Raw genomic sequence first — 17,291 nt, 5'->3', positions numbered from 1 at the left:
TTACATCATTTGTTTTAAATTGAATCGGATAATCAGTAATTCTTGTATTTCCTTGATGGGTTTGAAGGCCCTTTTAAGTTTTAGTTTTTCCGTTTTGCTAAGTGATTCTAAGTTGATTATTTTTCCTGAGTCGTTATTAAGAATGCCTTGTTCGGTTTTGAATTTTAATAAGGTTCTAAATGCTCTAGCGCAGGAATTATAAAGATCTTCGTTTTGAGGTTCAAGCTCTGCTAGTTTTTTATATCTGTTTAAGGTGTTGTTGCTGTTTTTGACATTATGTGATAGGATCAATATTCGGGCGGCATCAATAAGTGGCATCAAAGCACGAATTTTAATATTGAAAGCTTCTTGATGTTCTCCGTTAGTCTCCACAATGAATTGTCTAAAGAATCCAACAGGTGATGGTTTGTCAATAACGTCTTTTCCTAATTTTGATAAAAAATATTTATGTTCATTTATGGTTTTAAACAAACTACGACCTAGTTGATCGGTAAGTTCTTTTTCTCCATAAATATATTCGTAATCAAAAAATATTGAAGATAGAAGGGTTCCTGCTCCATCAGGATTTATAATCCAATCGTCAAATTGTTTTTTCCATTCTGATAATGAGGTACACCATTTTGGGTTGCTTGCCATCATATCTGCAGGACAGTATTCGTATCCTATAGTATTAAGATATTTTACAACCTTAATAGATAAAGCAATGAAATATTCTTGTGTTTCCTTGAACTTTGTTTCTGGGACATCCTCAAAAATTAAGGCATTGTCTTGGTCTGATCTTAGTAGTTGTTCTTTTCTTCCTTGGCTCCCTAGTGCTAGCCAGGTAAACTTGACAGGAGGTTTTGTGTCCATTTTTTTAAGGCATAGTTCAATGCTTCTAGAAATGATTACGGTATTTATTTCAGAGATTATGTTTAGTATATGCGGGAATGGCAGTTCTTGTTCTAAATATGTTTTTAGTAAAAGATCTACCTTTTCGCGGATAGTTCTTAGGTGTTTGGATTTCTTTGCTCTGTTTATTTCTTTAATAAGTACAGAAGGATTGTTTCCAAGTGAAACAATTAAATCGTGTAGGGAAAGAATTCCAACGAGTTTTGATTTTGGAGTACCATCTTTGGTGATGCATATATGACTTGCAGAATGTTTAAGCATGGCAATATGTGCTTCAGGTATAGTAATCTCCTCGGTAGAGGTGATCACGGGACTAGACATTATTTCTTGTGCTTCACTAAGAATTTCAAAATCGCCTGTAGCAACCTTGTTGCGTAAATCTTTACTCGTAATAATACCGATAGGTTTTTTGTTTTTTGCTACAACCATTGCTCCAATCTTTTGATCACGCATGCAAATAGCAATTTCTTTTACGGTAGTTGTAGCCTCGCAAGTAATTGGTTTTTTAGTGAATTTTGCATTTTGTAAATTGAACAAATCATTGTTGGTTTCCTTTTTTATGTAAGAAGAAATGTTTCCTCTACCTTCAATAATCGAAGTGTCTTTTATGTTTGATGCAAAACTAGTGATCAAGTAGTTTTTTACGTTTTTGTTTTTTTCAGATAATGGTTTGAAAATGTGTAAAGGAATACCGTATAAAATGGATTCCTCATTTGTTTCGGCATTTAGAATGTAATTTTCTTGAATCATCAAAGGACGTAAACCAAAAATATCTCCTTCATCACAAATGTCAATAATATTTTGTTTGTCCTCTTCTTCCATGGTAAGCTTAACTGCTCCCTTGTTTACAATATAGAAATGAGCAAGAGGTTTTGAGGCAGCGTTAAAAATAAACTTCCCTTTTTCTAAATATAGAACTTCAACTTCTTCTGATATGGCTGACAGTTCTTTTTTGGAAAGAAGGTTAAAGGGAGGGTAGTTTTTTAAAAAGTCTGCAATTCTTTCTGCAATAGTATTTTTCATGTTGTTTAATGTGAAAATTGTCTGATAGCGTCGAAAATCCTGTTGTAGTAATCTAAACCATAGGGTACATATGCCTCCGAATTGTTTTTTAGCTCAAATTTAAAGGCGTCTATTGGTATAAGTTTAATTGCAGCAACCTCACTTTCCTGGATGACTAAGTTTTCTAATTTTTCGTTCAGCGGACAGATATAAATGTGATGAAGCTCATGATCAATTAAATTATTGGAATGAACGTGTTTATGTGAACTCGTTCCAATGTTTCTTAAGTTCTTGTCTTGGATAGTAAGTCCAATTTCTTCTAGAATTTCCCTTTGTGCGGCAATAATAGGTAATTCCTTATATACTATATGACCTGCTACGGATACGTCCCATAAGTTAGGGAAGGTGTTTTTGTCAGCGTGTCTCTTTTGGATTAATAATTGTTTGTCCGCTGTGTATAGCCAAATATGCACACTCGCATGATAAAGACCATTTTTGTGAGCCTCAGATTTTAAGCAGCGTTCTCCGCTTGGTTTGTTGTCTTTGTCTAGAAGTTCTATATATTCATCCATAATATGTAAAAAAAAGAGGTTGTCGTAATAATAGACAAACCTCTTTTTATAGTAGTTTTATTGTTTATTTGAAGTAGCTAAAAGTTTCGCCTTCTTCAATTTTTAATAAACTTTCATAAATTAACTTAATGACGTTTTCCACATCGTCTTTGCTAACCATTTCAACTGTCGTATGCATATAACGCAATGCAAGAGAAATCAATGCAGAAGGAACTCCTCCGTTGCTATAAGCAAATGCGTCGGTGTCAGTTCCTGTCGCTCTAGAGGATGCATGCCTTTGGAAAGGGATGTCGTTTTCCTCGGCAGCACTAATAATTAATTCTCGTAAATTGTGTTGAATAGCTGGAGCGTAAGAGATAACAGGTCCATCACCACTTTTTGATTCTCCTTCCACTTTTTTATCAATCATAGGTGTGGTGGTATCATGACAAACATCAGTGATAATTGCAACATCAGGTTTGATGGTTTGTGTTATCATTTCAGCTCCTCTTAAGCCAATTTCCTCTTGAACAGCATTTGTAATGTATAATCCGAAAGGTAAAGTTTTATTGTTTTCTTTTAGTAAACGCGCAACTTCAGCAATCATAAAACCACCCATTCTATTGTCTAGCGCTCTACAAACAAAATTATTTTCATTTAGGATCATAAATTCATCTGGATATGTAATTACACAACCAACATGAACACCTAGGGCTTCAACTTCTTCTTTCGTCTTGCATCCAACATCAATAAATATGTTGTCTAATTTTGGAGTGTCTTCTTGTTTTCCTTTAAGTCTGGTGTGAATAGCGGGCCATCCGAATATACCTTTTACTATACCTTTCTTTGTATGTATATTTACGCGTTTAGATGGAGCTATTATATGGTCGCTTCCACCATTGCGAATTACGTAAATCAATCCTTCAGGAGTGATGTAGTTTACATACCAAGAAATTTCATCAGCGTGCCCTTCAATAACAACTTTAAATTTAGCATCTGGATTGATAACTCCAACTGCGGTTCCGTATGTGTCAGTAATAAATGTATCTACATATGGCTTAAGGTAATCCATCCAGATTTTTTGACCTTCACTTTCGTAGCCAGTTGGAGATGCGTTGTTTAAATATTTTTCTAAGAATGCTATAGAATTATCATTCAGTATTGATGTTTTGCTCATATGTTATGTGTGTATTTCTTTACTGTTAATTGTTCAAAAGTAATGAATAGTTTGTTGAGTTCAAAGATTGAATTAGATTATGATTTTGTGGGGTGTGTTAGGAATGTCTGTATGTTTTGTTGAGAAAATAAAATGTATCAAAAATTAATTCGATAACTTTGAGTCCTTATTATAAAGTTTTCATGAATAGAATATTTTTCGTCTTGTTTTTTGTTTCTGGGTTAGTGATGTCTCAGGATAAAGATTCCTTAGATCTAAGTCGTTATACCTTGTTTGAAAATGATAGCCTGATTACAGACTTAGAAGAGGTACAGCTTTTGCCTAAGTTAGAGTTTAAATCTTATAATGATAAACGTTATTATTATTGGTTTAGGAAAAAGGTCTTGAAAGCGTATCCTTATGCTAAAATAGCAGCGGAAGAATTGTCTAAATTAAATGATGCTTTAGATAGTATTCCTACGAAAAGGAAAAAGAAAAAATATACTAAAGAGGTTAGAAAGTATTTAGAAAAGGAATTTACGCCGCAGTTAAAAAAATTAACTCGAACTGAAGGAAGGGTTTTGATAAAGTTAATGCATCGCGAAACAGGTGAAATAACTTATGATTTAGTGAAAGAGTATAGAAGTGGTTGGAAAGCCTTTTGGTATAATGCCACTGCAAATATGTTTAAAATGTCTTTGAAAGATGGTTATGATCCAGTAAATGTTCAGGAGGATTATATGATAGAAGATGTGTTACAGAGAGCATGGAGGGATAATTTAATTGATTTGGATGCGCCAAAAATAGATTTCGATTTTCCTAACATAAAAAAGAAATGGAAATTAGGGTATCCTCCAGACTACAAGCATAAAAAATCTTAATGGCGGTATTTGAAACAATTTGTGTAAAACGTTGTGTAGTTTAATATAGTTATTGGTTGATTTGTTTAGACAGGGATGGTCTTAATTAAGTTCTGATAGAGGGGTAGTATGATGAATAGGAGATATAAGTAATGTGCCAATTGATTTTTTTAGCAATAGAGTCTGGTATTGCTGTAGAAATGATGACGGAATTAGAAGATTGGTTGTCTTCTGCGGAAGATAGTGCAGAAGGAAAAGACTATATAGAGTGATTTTTTACTGTCTTTAGTGTTGATAAGATTAAAAAAAAATAGATGCAATCCACCTTTTGTAATAAAGGGTGGATTTTTTTGTAAAGTTTCATGTTTGCGTTTTTCGGTGTTTAATAGCAGATACTATTAAGTAAATCGGTTATAGTTTCAAGTATTGTTTCTATTTATGTAAAAAATATTTTGTTTTAAACTGCATGTTTTAAGTGATGTAGGTTTTGGGGATAAAATAATTTCAAAAAAAGCGATTTTTTTCATTGTTGTAACGATAAAAAGATCTAGTTTTGCATCCGCTAAGGAAAACAGCTATTGTTGTTTTGGGAAGCGAAGAGTTCTTTAAAATGCTGGTAAAATTTAAGATTAAGAGTTTAAAAAAATAAATTAAATTTTATTTTTTTATAACGAAAAAAGGTTTTAGATTTGCAGCCGCTAACACGCCAAGCGTTGTTAGAGAAAAAAGAAACAAACCAGATCTGTGATCTGACGTTCATTGAAAATATTGAAATTGACAGCGTAAAATTAAAGATTAAATTACGTGTTTTTAGTAACACGAATTCTGATTAGAGTAAGCTAGTATCGTATAAAAATAAGTCACTTCGGTGACTAAAAAAAATAACGATGAAGAGTTTGATCCTGGCTCAGGATGAACGCTAGCGGCAGGCTTAACACATGCAAGTCGAGGGGTAACAGGGAGAAGCTTGCTTTTCTGCTGACGACCGGCGCACGGGTGCGTAACGCGTATAGAATCTACCTTGTACAGAGGGATAGCCCAGAGAAATTTGGATTAATACCTCATAGTATAACTGAATGGCATCATTTAGTTATTAAACATTTATGGGTACAAGATGACTATGCGTCCTATTAGTTAGTTGGTAAGGTAACGGCTTACCAAGACATCGATAGGTAGGGGTCCTGAGAGGGAGATCCCCCACACTGGTACTGAGACACGGACCAGACTCCTACGGGAGGCAGCAGTGAGGAATATTGGACAATGGAGGCAACTCTGATCCAGCCATGCCGCGTGAAGGAAGACTGCCCTATGGGTTGTAAACTTCTTTTATATAGGAAGAAACACTCTTACGTGTAAGAGCTTGACGGTACTATATGAATAAGGACCGGCTAACTCCGTGCCAGCAGCCGCGGTAATACGGAGGGTCCGAGCGTTATCCGGAATCATTGGGTTTAAAGGGTCCGTAGGTGGACTAATAAGTCAGAGGTGAAATCCCATAGCTCAACTATGGAACTGCCTTTGATACTGTTAGTCTTGAGTTACTTGGAAGTAGATAGAATGTGTAGTGTAGCGGTGAAATGCATAGATATTACACAGAATACCGATTGCGAAGGCAGTCTACTACGAGTATACTGACACTGATGGACGAAAGCGTGGGGAGCGAACGGGATTAGATACCCCGGTAGTCCACGCCGTAAACGATGGACACTAGTTGTTGGGATTTATCTCAGTGACTAAGCGAAAGTGATAAGTGTCCCACCTGGGGAGTACGGTCGCAAGATTGAAACTCAAAGGAATTGACGGGGGCCCGCACAAGCGGTGGAGCATGTGGTTTAATTCGATGATACGCGAGGAACCTTACCAGGGCTTAAATGTAGGATGCATTAGCTAGAGATAGCTATTTCTTCGGACTTCTTACAAGGTGCTGCATGGTTGTCGTCAGCTCGTGCCGTGAGGTGTCAGGTTAAGTCCTATAACGAGCGCAACCCCTATTTTTAGTTGCTAACAGGTTAAGCTGAGGACTCTAAAGAGACTGCCGGTGCAAACCGTGAGGAAGGTGGGGATGACGTCAAATCATCACGGCCCTTACGTCCTGGGCTACACACGTGCTACAATGGTATGGACAGAGAGCAGCCACCTGGCGACAGGGAGCGAATCTACAAACCATATCACAGTTCGGATCGGAGTCTGCAACTCGACTCCGTGAAGCTGGAATCGCTAGTAATCGCATATCAGCCATGATGCGGTGAATACGTTCCCGGGCCTTGTACACACCGCCCGTCAAGCCATGGAAGCTGGGAGTGCCTGAAGTCGGTCACCGCAAGGAGCCGCCTAGGGTAAAACTGGTAACTAGGGCTAAGTCGTAACAAGGTAGCCGTACCGGAAGGTGCGGCTGGAACACCTCCTTTCTAGAGAAAGAGATGTTAGGTTATGAAAATTAAGAATTGTTTAATTCTTTAATTGCTGTTCAATTTTATATTATATACAAGACTAAAAGAAACAGAGTCTCGTAGCTCAGCTGGTTAGAGCGCTACACTGATAATGTAGAGGTCGGCAGTTCGAGTCTGCCCGAGACTACTTTTTTTAAAAAGAGTTAGGTATATAACATATAGGAAATTTTAGAAGTTGAGTATTCGTTAGAAGTCTAACGACTAACTACCCAATACTAGCTACTAGTAATTTTGGGGGATTAGCTCAGCTGGCTAGAGCGCCTGCCTTGCACGCAGGAGGTCATCGGTTCGACTCCGATATTCTCCACAAAAGTCAATTGACAATTACCAGTTGACAATTAGCAATTTTATAATTGTTATTTGTTATTTGAGAATTGTTTATTGCAAAGAGTTCATTGACATATTGAAATACTGATATCGTATGATATTAGAAGTTATATTTTAGAAAAACTAAAATTAATAACGAGCTATAATACAAATAGAGGCATGCATAGCATGCAAACCGTAGAAGGTATTTAGTTTAGGACAGGTAGTAATACTTTGTTTCTGATACTATTTACATTATACAAATAATAGAATAAAAGAGCAAAAAGTACAAAAAGCTAAGTAAGGGCGTATGGCGGATGCCTAGGCTCTCAGAGGCGATGAAGGACGCGATAAGCTGCGATAAGCTTCGGGGATTTGCACATAAGAATTGATCCGAAGATTTCCGAATGGGACAACCCAGCATGTTGAAGACATGTTACTCCGCAAGGAGGGCGAACCCGGTGAACTGAAACATCTAAGTAACCGGAGGAAGAGAAAACAATAGTGATTCCGTTAGTAGTGGCGAGCGAACGCGGATTAGCCCAAACCAAGCTTGTTTCGGCAAGTTTGGGGTTGTAGGACCACGATATTTGATGTTAATTGAATCAGAACAAACTGGAAAGTTTGGCCATAGAGGGTGATAGCCCCGTACGGGTAAGATTAATTATTGATAGTGGTATCCTGAGTAGTGCGGGACACGAGTAATCCTGTATGAATCCACCGGGACCATCCGGTAAGGCTAAATACTCCTGAGAGACCGATAGTGAACTAGTACCGTGAGGGAAAGGTGAAAAGAACCCTAAGTAAGGGAGTGAAAGAGATCCTGAAACCGTACGCCTACAAGCGGTCGAAGCACATTTACTGTGTGACGGCGTGCCTTTTGCATAATGAGCCTACGAGTTACTGTTTCTAGCAAGGTTAAGTGATTCAGTCACGCAGCCGTAGCGAAAGCGAGTCTGAATAGGGCGTATAGTTAGTAGTAGTAGACGCGAAACCTGGTGATCTACCCATGGGCAGGTTGAAGCTGTAGTAACATACAGTGGAGGACCGAACCCGTTGACGTTGAAAAGTCTTGGGATGACCTGTGGGTAGGGGTGAAAGGCCAATCAAACCAGGAAATAGCTCGTACTCCCCGAAATGCATTTAGGTGCAGCGTTGTGGTTTAGTTTATTAGAGGTAGAGCTACTGATTGGATGCGGGGGCTTCACCGCCTACCAATTCCTGACAAACTCCGAATGCTAATAAATATACACAGCAGTGAGGGCATGGGTGCTAAGGTCCATGTCCGAGAGGGAAAGAACCCAGACCATCAGCTAAGGTCCCCAAATATATACTAAGTTGAACTAACGAGGTTCGATTGCATAGACAGCTAGGATGTTGGCTTGGAAGCAGCCATTCATTTAAAGAGTGCGTAACAGCTCACTAGTCGAGCGATCGAGCATGGATAATAATCGGGCATAAGTATATTACCGAAGCTATGGATTTATGATTTATCATAAGTGGTAGGGGAGCATTCTAGTTGCGTTGAAGGTGTTCTGTAAGGAATGCTGGAGCGTCTAGAAAAGAAAATGTAGGCATAAGTAACGATAAGGCGGGTGAGAAACCCGCCCACCGAAAGACCAAGGTTTCCTCAGCGATGCTAATCAGCTGAGGGTTAGTCGGGACCTAAGGCGAACCCGAAAGGGGTAGTCGATGGACAACTGGTTAATATTCCAGTACCTGCTCACGTTAAAAGTGACGGATTCGTATAGTTGTTGCGTACTGACAGAATAGTACGTTGAAGGGAGTGGTAACACCCCGATAGTACACTGAGACTTCGGTCAAGGTGATAATACAGCGAAGCGAGTTCCAAGAAAAGCGAGTGAAGCAGCCCGTACCCTAAACCGACACAGGTGGTTGGGAAGAGAATTCTAAGGTGCTCGAGTGATTCATGGCTAAGGAACTAGGCAAAATCGCCCCGTAACTTCGGGAGAAGGGGCGCCCATCTATGATGGGCCGCAGTGAATAGGTCCAGGCGACTGTTTATCAAAAACACAGGGCTCTGCTAAAACGAAAGTTGATGTATAGGGCCTGACACCTGCCCGGTGCTGGAAGGTTAAGTGGAGGAGTTAGCTTCGGCGACGCTCTCAAATGAAGCCCCAGTAAACGGCGGCCGTAACTATAACGGTCCTAAGGTAGCGAAATTCCTTGTCGGGTAAGTTCCGACCTGCACGAATGGTGCAACGATCTGGACACTGTCTCAGCCATGAGCTCGGTGAAATTGTAGTATCGGTGAAGATGCCGATTACCCGCTACGGGACGAAAAGACCCCGTGAACCTTTACTATAGCTTAGTATTGACTTTGGATAAGTAATGTGTAGGATAGGTGGGAGACATCGATCATGCGTCGCCAGGCGTATGTTAGTCGTCCTTGAAATACCACCCTTTGCTTGTCTAGAGCCTAACCCTGCGAAGGGGACAGTGCTTGGTGGGTAGTTTGACTGGGGTGGTCGCCTCCAAAAGAGTAACGGAGGCTTCTAAAGGTACCCTCAGCACGCTTGGTAACCGTGCGTAGAGTGCAATGGCATAAGGGTGCTTGACTGCGAGACTAACAAGTCGATCAGGTTGGAAACAAGAGCATAGTGATCCGGTGGTTCCGCATGGAAGGGCCATCGCTCAAAGGATAAAAGGTACTCCGGGGATAACAGGCTGATCTCCCCCAAGAGCTCACATCGACGGGGGGGTTTGGCACCTCGATGTCGGCTCGTCACATCCTGGGGCTGGAGAAGGTCCCAAGGGTTGGGCTGTTCGCCCATTAAAGTGGCACGCGAGCTGGGTTCAGAACGTCGTGAGACAGTTCGGTCTCTATCTGTAGCGGGCGTTAGAAATTTGCGTGGATCTGACTCTAGTACGAGAGGACCGAGTTGGACTAACCTCTGGTGTATCTGTTGTTCTGCTAAGGGCATTGCAGAGTAGCTACGTTGGGAAGGGATAAGCGCTGAAAGCATATAAGCGCGAAACCCACCACAAGATGAGATTTCTTTAAAGGGTCGTGGAAGATTACCACGTTGATAGGCTATAGGTGTAAAGGCAGTAATGTCATAGCCAAGTAGTACTAATAACCCATAGGCTTTTGTACAAAGAACTTCCGCTAGGTTTACCTAGCGGGAGGGAAACTCTTTATACATTCTATTACTCAATTATTATAGCACTTCTAATTTGAATATTATATTTATGGCATCTCTGATGCATTTCAATATGTTAATTATTAAATACTGGTTTAAGAAATTAGACTAGCAAAGACCTTAAGGTGGTTATTGCGATAGGGCTCACCTCTTCCCATTCCGAACAGAGAAGTTAAACCTATCAGCGCAGATGGTACTGCCTAACCGGTGGGAGAGTATGTCACCGCCTTTTTTTGAAACCTCAATCAGTAAAATGATTGAGGTTTTTTTTTGTGCCTTATTTTTAAGGTTTTTGATGAACGCTAAATTACATTGTTAATAATATTTGTAAATGGTTATTCGCTCTTCATAGTTTACTTTTTTATCGTGCCTTGTTTTGCCTATATTTACTTAGTATTAGTTGGTGTGTCCACTAAGAAATAATAAATTAGGGTTTATGACTACATTAGAGAAAATTAATAAGTTGAAAAAGGCAATGTCTCAATCTGTGATTGGACAGGAAAAACTGATCAACAGATTGGTATTGGTATTGCTTTCAGATGGAAATATTTTATTAGAAAGTTTGCCAGGTTTGGCTAAAACACGAACTATAAAAAGTCTTGCAAAAGAGTTGAATAGTGGTTTAAGTAGAATTCAATTTACTCCCGATTTATTGCCTTCTGATATTACAGGTACTGAAATTTATCAACCAGAGTCGGAAGAGAAGTTTATTTTTCAAAAAGGACCTATTTTTAGTAATTTAATTTTGGCAGATGAGATCAATAGAGCTCCTGCTAAAGTGCAATCAGCACTGTTAGAGGCTATGGAAGAGCGCCAAGTATCAGTAGCAGGTACAACCTACAAAATGGAGCAATTATTTATGGTAATGGCTACGCAGAATCCTGTAGAGCAAGAGGGTACCTATCCTTTACCAGAAGCTCAAATGGATAGGTTTTTAATGCATGTTACTATTGATTATCCGAATAATTCATCTGAATTAGAAATTATGCGTTTGAATAGAAAAGAACAAAAAAATGCGAAGGTTGATTTTATCGAAAAAATGGATCCAAAAGTCATTTTTGATGCTAGAGAAGAAATCATGGAGATAACTATATCCGAAAATATGGAAAAGTATATTGTAGATATAATTGAAGCAACTAGATATCCGGAAAAGTATAACGAAAATTTAGGGACATGGATAGAGTACGGTGCTAGCCCAAGAGGTACGATTGCTTTAGATCGTTCTGCTCGTACACATGCATGGATGTCTGGACAAGGCTATGTAACTCCAGATAATATTCGTGCTGTTGTTCATGATTGCTTAAGACATAGAATAAGTTTAAGTTATGAGGCAAATGCGCAAGGAATTGACATTGATAGTGTATTAGATGAAATTTTAAACCAAGTAGCTGTTGTTGCATAAGAGATATGGCTGAACATTCTGATTTTCCTGAAAAAGTTTTTGTCTCACTTGAGGATTTACTCAAAATGGAACCTATTGCCCGTGGTTTTAGTTTTTTGGCTAGAAAGCAAAAAGTAAAAAGTGTGTTAGGAGGTAAACATGCGTCTAGATTGCGTGGTAGAGGGTTAGATTTTGAAGAAGTTAGAAATTATGTGCCTGGTGATGATATTAGAAATATTGATTGGAAAGTAACGGCAAGAACACAAAAGACTCATCTTAGAGTTTTTACAGAAGAGAAAGAGAAACCGGCTTTGATAATAGTAGATCAAACAAAATCTATGTTCTTTGGTAGTGTAAATAAAACAAAATCTACTGTAGCAGCAGAATTAGCCGCTATGGCGGCGTTTAGAGTTTCTAAAGAAGGAGATCGAGTTGGAGGAGTTGTCTTTGGTGATAATGGAGTGGACGCTGTATCGCCGAAAAGGAATAGGAAAAACATGTTACTTTTTTTCGATAAACTGATAAAAAGAAATCATGAATTGAAAAATTCGAAACAATTTGATTTTGAGGCTGGATTAGAAGAGGTTTTTCAAAAAGTTCGGAATATAATAACTCATGATTTTTTAGTTTTTATTGTGAGTGATTTTCATCGGTATTCGGAAAAAGTAATAAAAGAAATTTCATTTATAGCTGCCCATAATGATGTAGTTCTTGCTAAAGTGTATGACCCTTTGGAAAGAAATTTAATTCCAAGTAAATACGTTGGTGGTAATGGACAGAAGCAATTATCTATCGATGGTAATGATAGAAAGTTGGTTAAAAATTTTCAAGATGGTTTTGATGCTGATTATATGAATTTTGAGAAGCAGATGAAAAAGCATAGAATTCCATTGTTTAAAATTAATACAGTAGAGGACGTGAGCGATCAAATTCAGAATGTTTTTAATGGGAATTGAATTAATACATATTGTCTTGACTCCGGTAATGCAGGATAAGGAAGTGTTTGAAGATCTCGGCCCATTGCTAGAGCCAAATCCAGTTGCCTTTTCCTTTGATACCCTTGGTTGGAAAATTAGTTTTGGTTTCTTCTTGTTCAGCTTGTTGATTTGGTCTGCTTTTGTTCTGAGAAACTTTGTGAGAAATAAATATAGGCGTATGGCATTAAATGTACTTGCTAGTGGAATTAATACTTCATTGGATAACAATATCAAGAAGGTGAATTTTGCAAATACAATCTTAAAAAAAATAGCGATAGAAGTTTATGGAAGGCCAACAGTAGCTGGAATGTCTGGATCTAGTTGGTTGGCTTTTTTAGATTCAAAATGTGGAGTTTCAAATATGAGTCAGTTAGAATCTATTTTTAATAGTGCAAGTTTTAATTTAAAAGAAATATCAGATGTTGAATTGGATTTGGTGTTGAATCAGACAAAAAAATGGATAAAACATCATGCCAGATAATTTTGAAATTATACATATATGGGTCTTATTTTTAATACCATTGCCTTTGGTGTTTTTTATATTTCCTGCTTTAAAAATAAAAAGTGCTTCTTTATTAGTGCCTAATCTGGCTAAATCTGCTATTTATACAAAGCAGGAACCCACAAAATCTTCTTTTGTAAACAAAAAATCTTTCTTTGAGATTTTCGTTCTTTGTGTGATTTGGACATTATTGTTAGCAAGCCTTTCTTCTCCTCAGTTGGTTGGTAAAGCGGAATTAAAAGCAAAGAATTCTAGAAATTTTTTAATTGTAGCTGATTTGTCTTTTAGTATGGCGCAAAAGGATTGGAAGATAGATAATAAACCGGTGACTCGTTGGGAAGCAGTGACAGATGTAATGAATGAGTTTATTGAAAAACGAGAAGGAGATCGTATGGGATTGGTATTATTTGGTTCTAATGCATACGTACAAGCACCATTTACTCCGGATTTAGTTACTGTAAATACGATGTTGGATGAAGCTGCTGTTGGGTTGGCTGGACAGACAACTTCTATTGGTAAAGCGATTATGAAAGGAGTTGATTTGTTTGACAAAGACACGATAAAAACAAAGGTAATGCTCTTGTTGACTGATGGGGTTGATGCAGGGATTGGCGTGCTGCCTTTAGATGCCGCTGAAATTGCTAAAAGGGATTCAATTTTGATCTATACAATAGGGATAGGTGACCCTAATACTGGTAATTCTGATTTAGATGAGAAAACACTAGAAGAAATTTCTGAAATCACCGGTGGTCAATATTTTAGAGCGATAAATACCGAACGATTGAATTCTATATACGAGGAATTAGATCGATTGGAACCGATTGAATATGAAGAGGAATCGTATCGTCCACGAACTTTATTATACCATTATCCCTTGGGAGTAGCATTGCTGTTGTTTACTATATATAGTTTGTTTACTGGGGTTATTTCTTTATTTAAGAAAAGAATTAAAAAAGAAACCAATGGATGAAATGATAGATAAATTTGTTTTAGAGGATTTCCATTTGTTAAGGCCGTCGTTATTATGGTTATTTATTCCTTTTGGAATTATTGTAATTCTTTTTCTTTTATCAAGACAAGAAGAAATTAAATGGAAAAAACAGATCCCGAAACATTTGAGACCTTTTATGATAGAAAAGGGAAATCAGACAAAAGTGTTAGTATGGAGAATAGTAATGTACTTTACTTTTATTCTTGCGGTATTTGGACTCTCTGGGCCGACTTGGTCGAAAATTGAAATACCAGGTAAAAGGCTGGAAACTCCGGTTGTTGTGGTTTTAGATTTGTCTCAAAGTATGATGGCAACGGATATTCAACCAAATAGGTTAGAAAGAGCCAAGTTTAAAATTATGGATTTGTTAAAAGCAAAACCTGGGGCTAGGGTTGCGCTTGTCGGTTTTTCTGGAACGGCTCATGTGATTCTTCCTTTGACAAATGATTATTCATTGATAGATTCACATATCAACCAATTAAGTCCGAATGTAATGCCATATTACGGTAGTGATTTAAAAGCGGGAATTGAAAAAGCTATTGCGCTTACCAATGTAACAGATGCTCCGGCAACGGTGATTGTTTTTTCTGATGATTTTGATGAAACTGACTTTGATTATCTGAGTAAATTGGGCCAATCTACAAAGTCTGCTTTTGAAATTTTTCCTGTAAATACGGTTACAGGTTCTTCCATTCCTTTTGGAAGATATAACAGGGAAATGAAAGATGACAAAGGGCAGGTAGTAATTTCAAGTTTGAATGAAAACGTGTTACAGAAATTAAATTCTCTTGAGCATGTTCGTGTGAATTATTTGACATTAGACAATAGCGATGTTGAGCGTGTTTCTAAAACCATTCATAAGCAATTAGTTTTTACTGATAAGGCAGAAGAGAAGGAAGATGACTGGGAAGATCAAGGATTGTTGTTTATAGTTCCGTTTGCAATTATTATATTATTTTACTTTCGAAAGGGAATGGTATTGTTTTTTATCCTTACAGTATTCAATTCTTGCTCTGATGATCAAAAATTTAAAGATTTATGGTTAACAAAGGACTATCAAGGTCAATTAGAACTGAATAAGGAGAATTTTGAACAGGCTGGGGCATTATTCCAAGATCCTTTGAGAAAAGGAGTTGGATATTATAAGGCAGGTAATTATGATGAAGCAATCCGTGCTTTTTCAAAGGATACAACTGCACAAGGAATGTATAATCTAGGCTTGTCGTATTACAAAAATGGTGACTACGCAGCTGCTGCTTTGGCGTTTGGAAAAACAATCGAAATTGATTCAACGATAAACATGGCTCATCATAATTTAACAATCGCTCAACATTTGTCGGGAGGTACCAGTGAAACACCAGAAGATGCTACTTTAGACTCTGAGAATAAAGAACGAGCTCAAAATGAACAAAATAAAAGTCCGGAGGATTTAAGTGGAGGAGGCCAGGAAGCTACAGAAAAAGATATGCAGAAAAAGCGTCTAGAAGAAACAACGAATACGGATATTAGAAAAGGGAAAGAGTTGGACGAATTGCCTGATGATTTTGAGTTAGGGAAGCCAAGTGAGAGTCCAAAAATTATGATGCAAAAAGTAGATGATGACCCTTCCTTGTTTTTAAAACGAAAATTTAGACATCAGGTTAAAAAAGAGGGATTGAAACCGAACGGAAAAATGGATAGATGGTAATAGAAAAAAGAAAATATGTACTGTTGATTTTTTTATGCTGTACCTTTTTGCTTCAAGCTCAAAGGCATCTTAGAACGGAAGTTAGTTTTAACAAAAGAGCTGTTTATGTTGGAGAACCCATGGAAGTAAGTGTAACGGTTTATTCTTCTACTTGGTTTACAGAAGGAGTTGATCCAGGAAATATTAAAATCAACGGAGCATATACTGTTTATTTTAGGTCTTTAAGCACTTCAAAAAAGTTTGGGAATAAATTATATTCAGGAGTGACTTTGTTTTTTAATGTTTTTCCCTACAACGAAGAGAATGTTGAATTTCCATCCTTGGAGTTTGTAGTTGAAACTCCAGATGAGGGGAATTATATAGGCATAAAACGCAAAGTTAAAACACGCTCGAGAGAGATTGTTGTAAAACCAATTCCCCCTGGAGTAAATAAAAATTCTTGGTTGGTTTCGCCATCAGTCAGGGTTTATAATTCTTGGAAAGGCGATTTAACTAAGGTGAAAGTAGGAGATGTTTTGGAAAGAAATATTACGATTAAAGCCGAAGGAACTATTTCAGAATTTATTCCGAAAGTTACATTTGATACCTTGCAAAATGTAAGTTTATATCCTAAAAGACCCTATTTGAAAAATAATAAGACAAAAACAGCGATCAGTGCGCAGCGAGTTGATGGTACGAGATATTTATTTGAAAAAGAAGGGGTGTACACAATTCCGGAAATCGTGGTGTATCATTGGAACCCAAGATATAGTAAATTATATAAGAAAGTATTAAAAGAATTAACCATTGAGGTAGTAGAAAATCCTGATTTGGGGATGCTTGAAAGTGTTAGGGAATCATTGGAAGCATCGATAGAAGAGCAGGTTGCTGATGAGAAAGAGTTATTAATATGGGGCTATACGATAAAAGAATTCTTAGCAAGGCTAGCACTGGTTATTTTGATGATAGTTATTGGGGTTAAAATTAGTAGAAAAATTGTAAAAAGGATACAATTAAAAAAAGTAGCTTATCAGAAATCCGAAGCTTTCTTTTTTCATAAGTTTATAAAAGCCAAGGATTATGCAGCAAAGCAAAAGAATATTTATAAATGGCTAGATCAATTAGCTCTGAAGGAACCAAGCATGCATTATTTTATTTCCCATTACGGTACTAAAATTTTGATGGAAAAGTATCAACAGAATAAAATTTCAAATCATAATTTTTCTGAAATTTTAGCCTTAAAGACAGAGTGGAAAAAATCAAGAAAAAAATATATTGCTTTAAAAAAAGAAAACATCAATGCTAACTCTAATTGGGTAAATCCTTAGATTTGTCAAAGTACTTATCAATTGCTCATGAACTATCCTTTTCAAAAAAACATAACCCATTTATTG

General features: G+C 37.4%; 10 protein-coding genes, 2 tRNA genes and 3 rRNA genes. 12 read left to right on the top strand and 3 right to left on the bottom strand.

All coding sequences use genetic code 11. From position 1 onward, the window contains the following. The 3 genes from AC2DZ0_RS07720 to AC2DZ0_RS07710 form a co-directional block, all read right to left on the bottom strand. Positions 1-1,914, bottom strand: coding sequence for a DUF294 nucleotidyltransferase-like domain-containing protein (locus AC2DZ0_RS07720; RefSeq protein ID WP_484644746.1), 1,914 nt, complete (start codon positions 1,912-1,914; stop codon positions 1-3). 5 nt (positions 1,915-1,919) lie between these two features. After that, complete coding sequence (locus AC2DZ0_RS07715; protein ID WP_484644745.1) at positions 1,920-2,465, bottom strand: NUDIX hydrolase; 546 nt, start codon at positions 2,463-2,465, stop codon at positions 1,920-1,922. A gap of 64 nt (positions 2,466-2,529) precedes the next feature. Continuing rightward, complete coding sequence (locus AC2DZ0_RS07710) at positions 2,530-3,621, bottom strand: M42 family metallopeptidase (RefSeq protein WP_484492441.1); 1,092 nt, start codon at positions 3,619-3,621, stop codon at positions 2,530-2,532. Positions 3,622-3,803: 182 nt separating this feature from the next. Between AC2DZ0_RS07710 and AC2DZ0_RS07705 the strand changes: the two genes are divergently transcribed. The 12 genes from AC2DZ0_RS07705 (at position 3,804) to AC2DZ0_RS07650 (ending at position 17,225) form a co-directional block, all read left to right on the top strand. Continuing rightward, positions 3,804-4,481: a DUF4294 domain-containing protein gene (locus AC2DZ0_RS07705; RefSeq protein ID WP_484644743.1), complete on the top strand. Its 678-nt coding sequence runs from the start codon at positions 3,804-3,806 to the stop codon at positions 4,479-4,481. Positions 4,482-5,344: 863 nt separating this feature from the next. Next, positions 5,345-6,868 (top strand): 16S ribosomal RNA (locus tag AC2DZ0_RS07700). A 95-nt stretch (positions 6,869-6,963) separates the two neighbouring features. After that, a tRNA-Ile gene (locus tag AC2DZ0_RS07695) sits at positions 6,964-7,037 on the top strand. 106 nt (positions 7,038-7,143) lie between these two features. Next, positions 7,144-7,217: transfer RNA gene (locus AC2DZ0_RS07690), tRNA-Ala, on the top strand. A gap of 287 nt (positions 7,218-7,504) precedes the next feature. Next, positions 7,505-10,334, top strand: a 23S ribosomal RNA gene (locus AC2DZ0_RS07685). Between the two features lie 167 nt (positions 10,335-10,501). After that, positions 10,502-10,612, top strand: a 5S ribosomal RNA gene (rrf, locus tag AC2DZ0_RS07680). The 16S, 23S and 5S rRNA genes sit together here with 2 tRNA genes alongside, the layout of an rRNA operon. A gap of 204 nt (positions 10,613-10,816) precedes the next feature. Next, entirely contained in the window at positions 10,817-11,782 is a 966-nt protein-coding gene (locus AC2DZ0_RS07675; protein ID WP_484644741.1) for an AAA family ATPase, read from the top strand. Positions 11,783-11,787: 5 nt separating this feature from the next. Then, positions 11,788-12,717: a DUF58 domain-containing protein gene (locus AC2DZ0_RS07670; protein ID WP_484644739.1), complete on the top strand. Its 930-nt coding sequence runs from the start codon at positions 11,788-11,790 to the stop codon at positions 12,715-12,717. Further along, on the top strand, positions 12,707-13,219 hold the full coding sequence (locus tag AC2DZ0_RS07665) for a DUF4381 domain-containing protein (RefSeq protein ID WP_484644737.1): 513 nt from the start codon (positions 12,707-12,709) through the stop codon (positions 13,217-13,219). The genes AC2DZ0_RS07670 and AC2DZ0_RS07665 overlap by 11 nt, the downstream gene beginning before the upstream one ends. After that, on the top strand, positions 13,209-14,210 hold the full coding sequence (locus tag AC2DZ0_RS07660) for a VWA domain-containing protein (protein WP_484644735.1): 1,002 nt from the start codon (positions 13,209-13,211) through the stop codon (positions 14,208-14,210). Before AC2DZ0_RS07665 ends, AC2DZ0_RS07660 begins: the two co-directional genes overlap by 11 nt. Next, positions 14,203-15,918, top strand: a complete 1,716-nt coding sequence (locus AC2DZ0_RS07655) for a VWA domain-containing protein (protein WP_484644733.1) — start codon at positions 14,203-14,205, stop codon at positions 15,916-15,918. The genes AC2DZ0_RS07660 and AC2DZ0_RS07655 overlap by 8 nt, the downstream gene beginning before the upstream one ends. Continuing rightward, entirely contained in the window at positions 15,912-17,225 is a 1,314-nt protein-coding gene (locus tag AC2DZ0_RS07650; RefSeq protein ID WP_484644731.1) for a BatD family protein, read from the top strand. The genes AC2DZ0_RS07655 and AC2DZ0_RS07650 overlap by 7 nt, the downstream gene beginning before the upstream one ends. Positions 17,226-17,291: the final 66 nt, after the last annotated feature.

The sequence above is a fragment of the Flavicella sp. IMCC45668 genome, assembly GCF_057219105.1.
The sequence above is the reverse complement of the archived record's forward strand: the minus strand, read 5'-3'. Positions and strand labels throughout refer to the sequence as shown.

What these genes read in the sequence shown, in the direction of transcription:
- AC2DZ0_RS07660 (WP_484644735.1), top strand. Translation starts at nt 13,209, where the DNA reads ATGCCAGATAATTTTGAAATTATACATATATGGGTCTTATTTTTAATA.
- AC2DZ0_RS07675 (WP_484644741.1), top strand. Translation starts at nt 10,817, where the DNA reads ATGACTACATTAGAGAAAATTAATAAGTTGAAAAAGGCAATGTCTCAA.
- AC2DZ0_RS07650 (WP_484644731.1), top strand. Translation starts at nt 15,912, where the DNA reads ATGGTAATAGAAAAAAGAAAATATGTACTGTTGATTTTTTTATGCTGT.
- AC2DZ0_RS07655 (WP_484644733.1), top strand. Translation starts at nt 14,203, where the DNA reads ATGGATGAAATGATAGATAAATTTGTTTTAGAGGATTTCCATTTGTTA.
- AC2DZ0_RS07670 (WP_484644739.1), top strand. Translation starts at nt 11,788, where the DNA reads ATGGCTGAACATTCTGATTTTCCTGAAAAAGTTTTTGTCTCACTTGAG.
- AC2DZ0_RS07720 (WP_484644746.1), bottom strand. Translation starts at nt 1,914, where the DNA reads ATGAAAAATACTATTGCAGAAAGAATTGCAGACTTTTTAAAAAACTAC.
- AC2DZ0_RS07715 (WP_484644745.1), bottom strand. Translation starts at nt 2,465, where the DNA reads ATGGATGAATATATAGAACTTCTAGACAAAGACAACAAACCAAGCGGA.
- AC2DZ0_RS07705 (WP_484644743.1), top strand. Translation starts at nt 3,804, where the DNA reads ATGAATAGAATATTTTTCGTCTTGTTTTTTGTTTCTGGGTTAGTGATG.
- AC2DZ0_RS07710 (WP_484492441.1), bottom strand. Translation starts at nt 3,621, where the DNA reads ATGAGCAAAACATCAATACTGAATGATAATTCTATAGCATTCTTAGAA.
- AC2DZ0_RS07665 (WP_484644737.1), top strand. Translation starts at nt 12,707, where the DNA reads ATGGGAATTGAATTAATACATATTGTCTTGACTCCGGTAATGCAGGAT.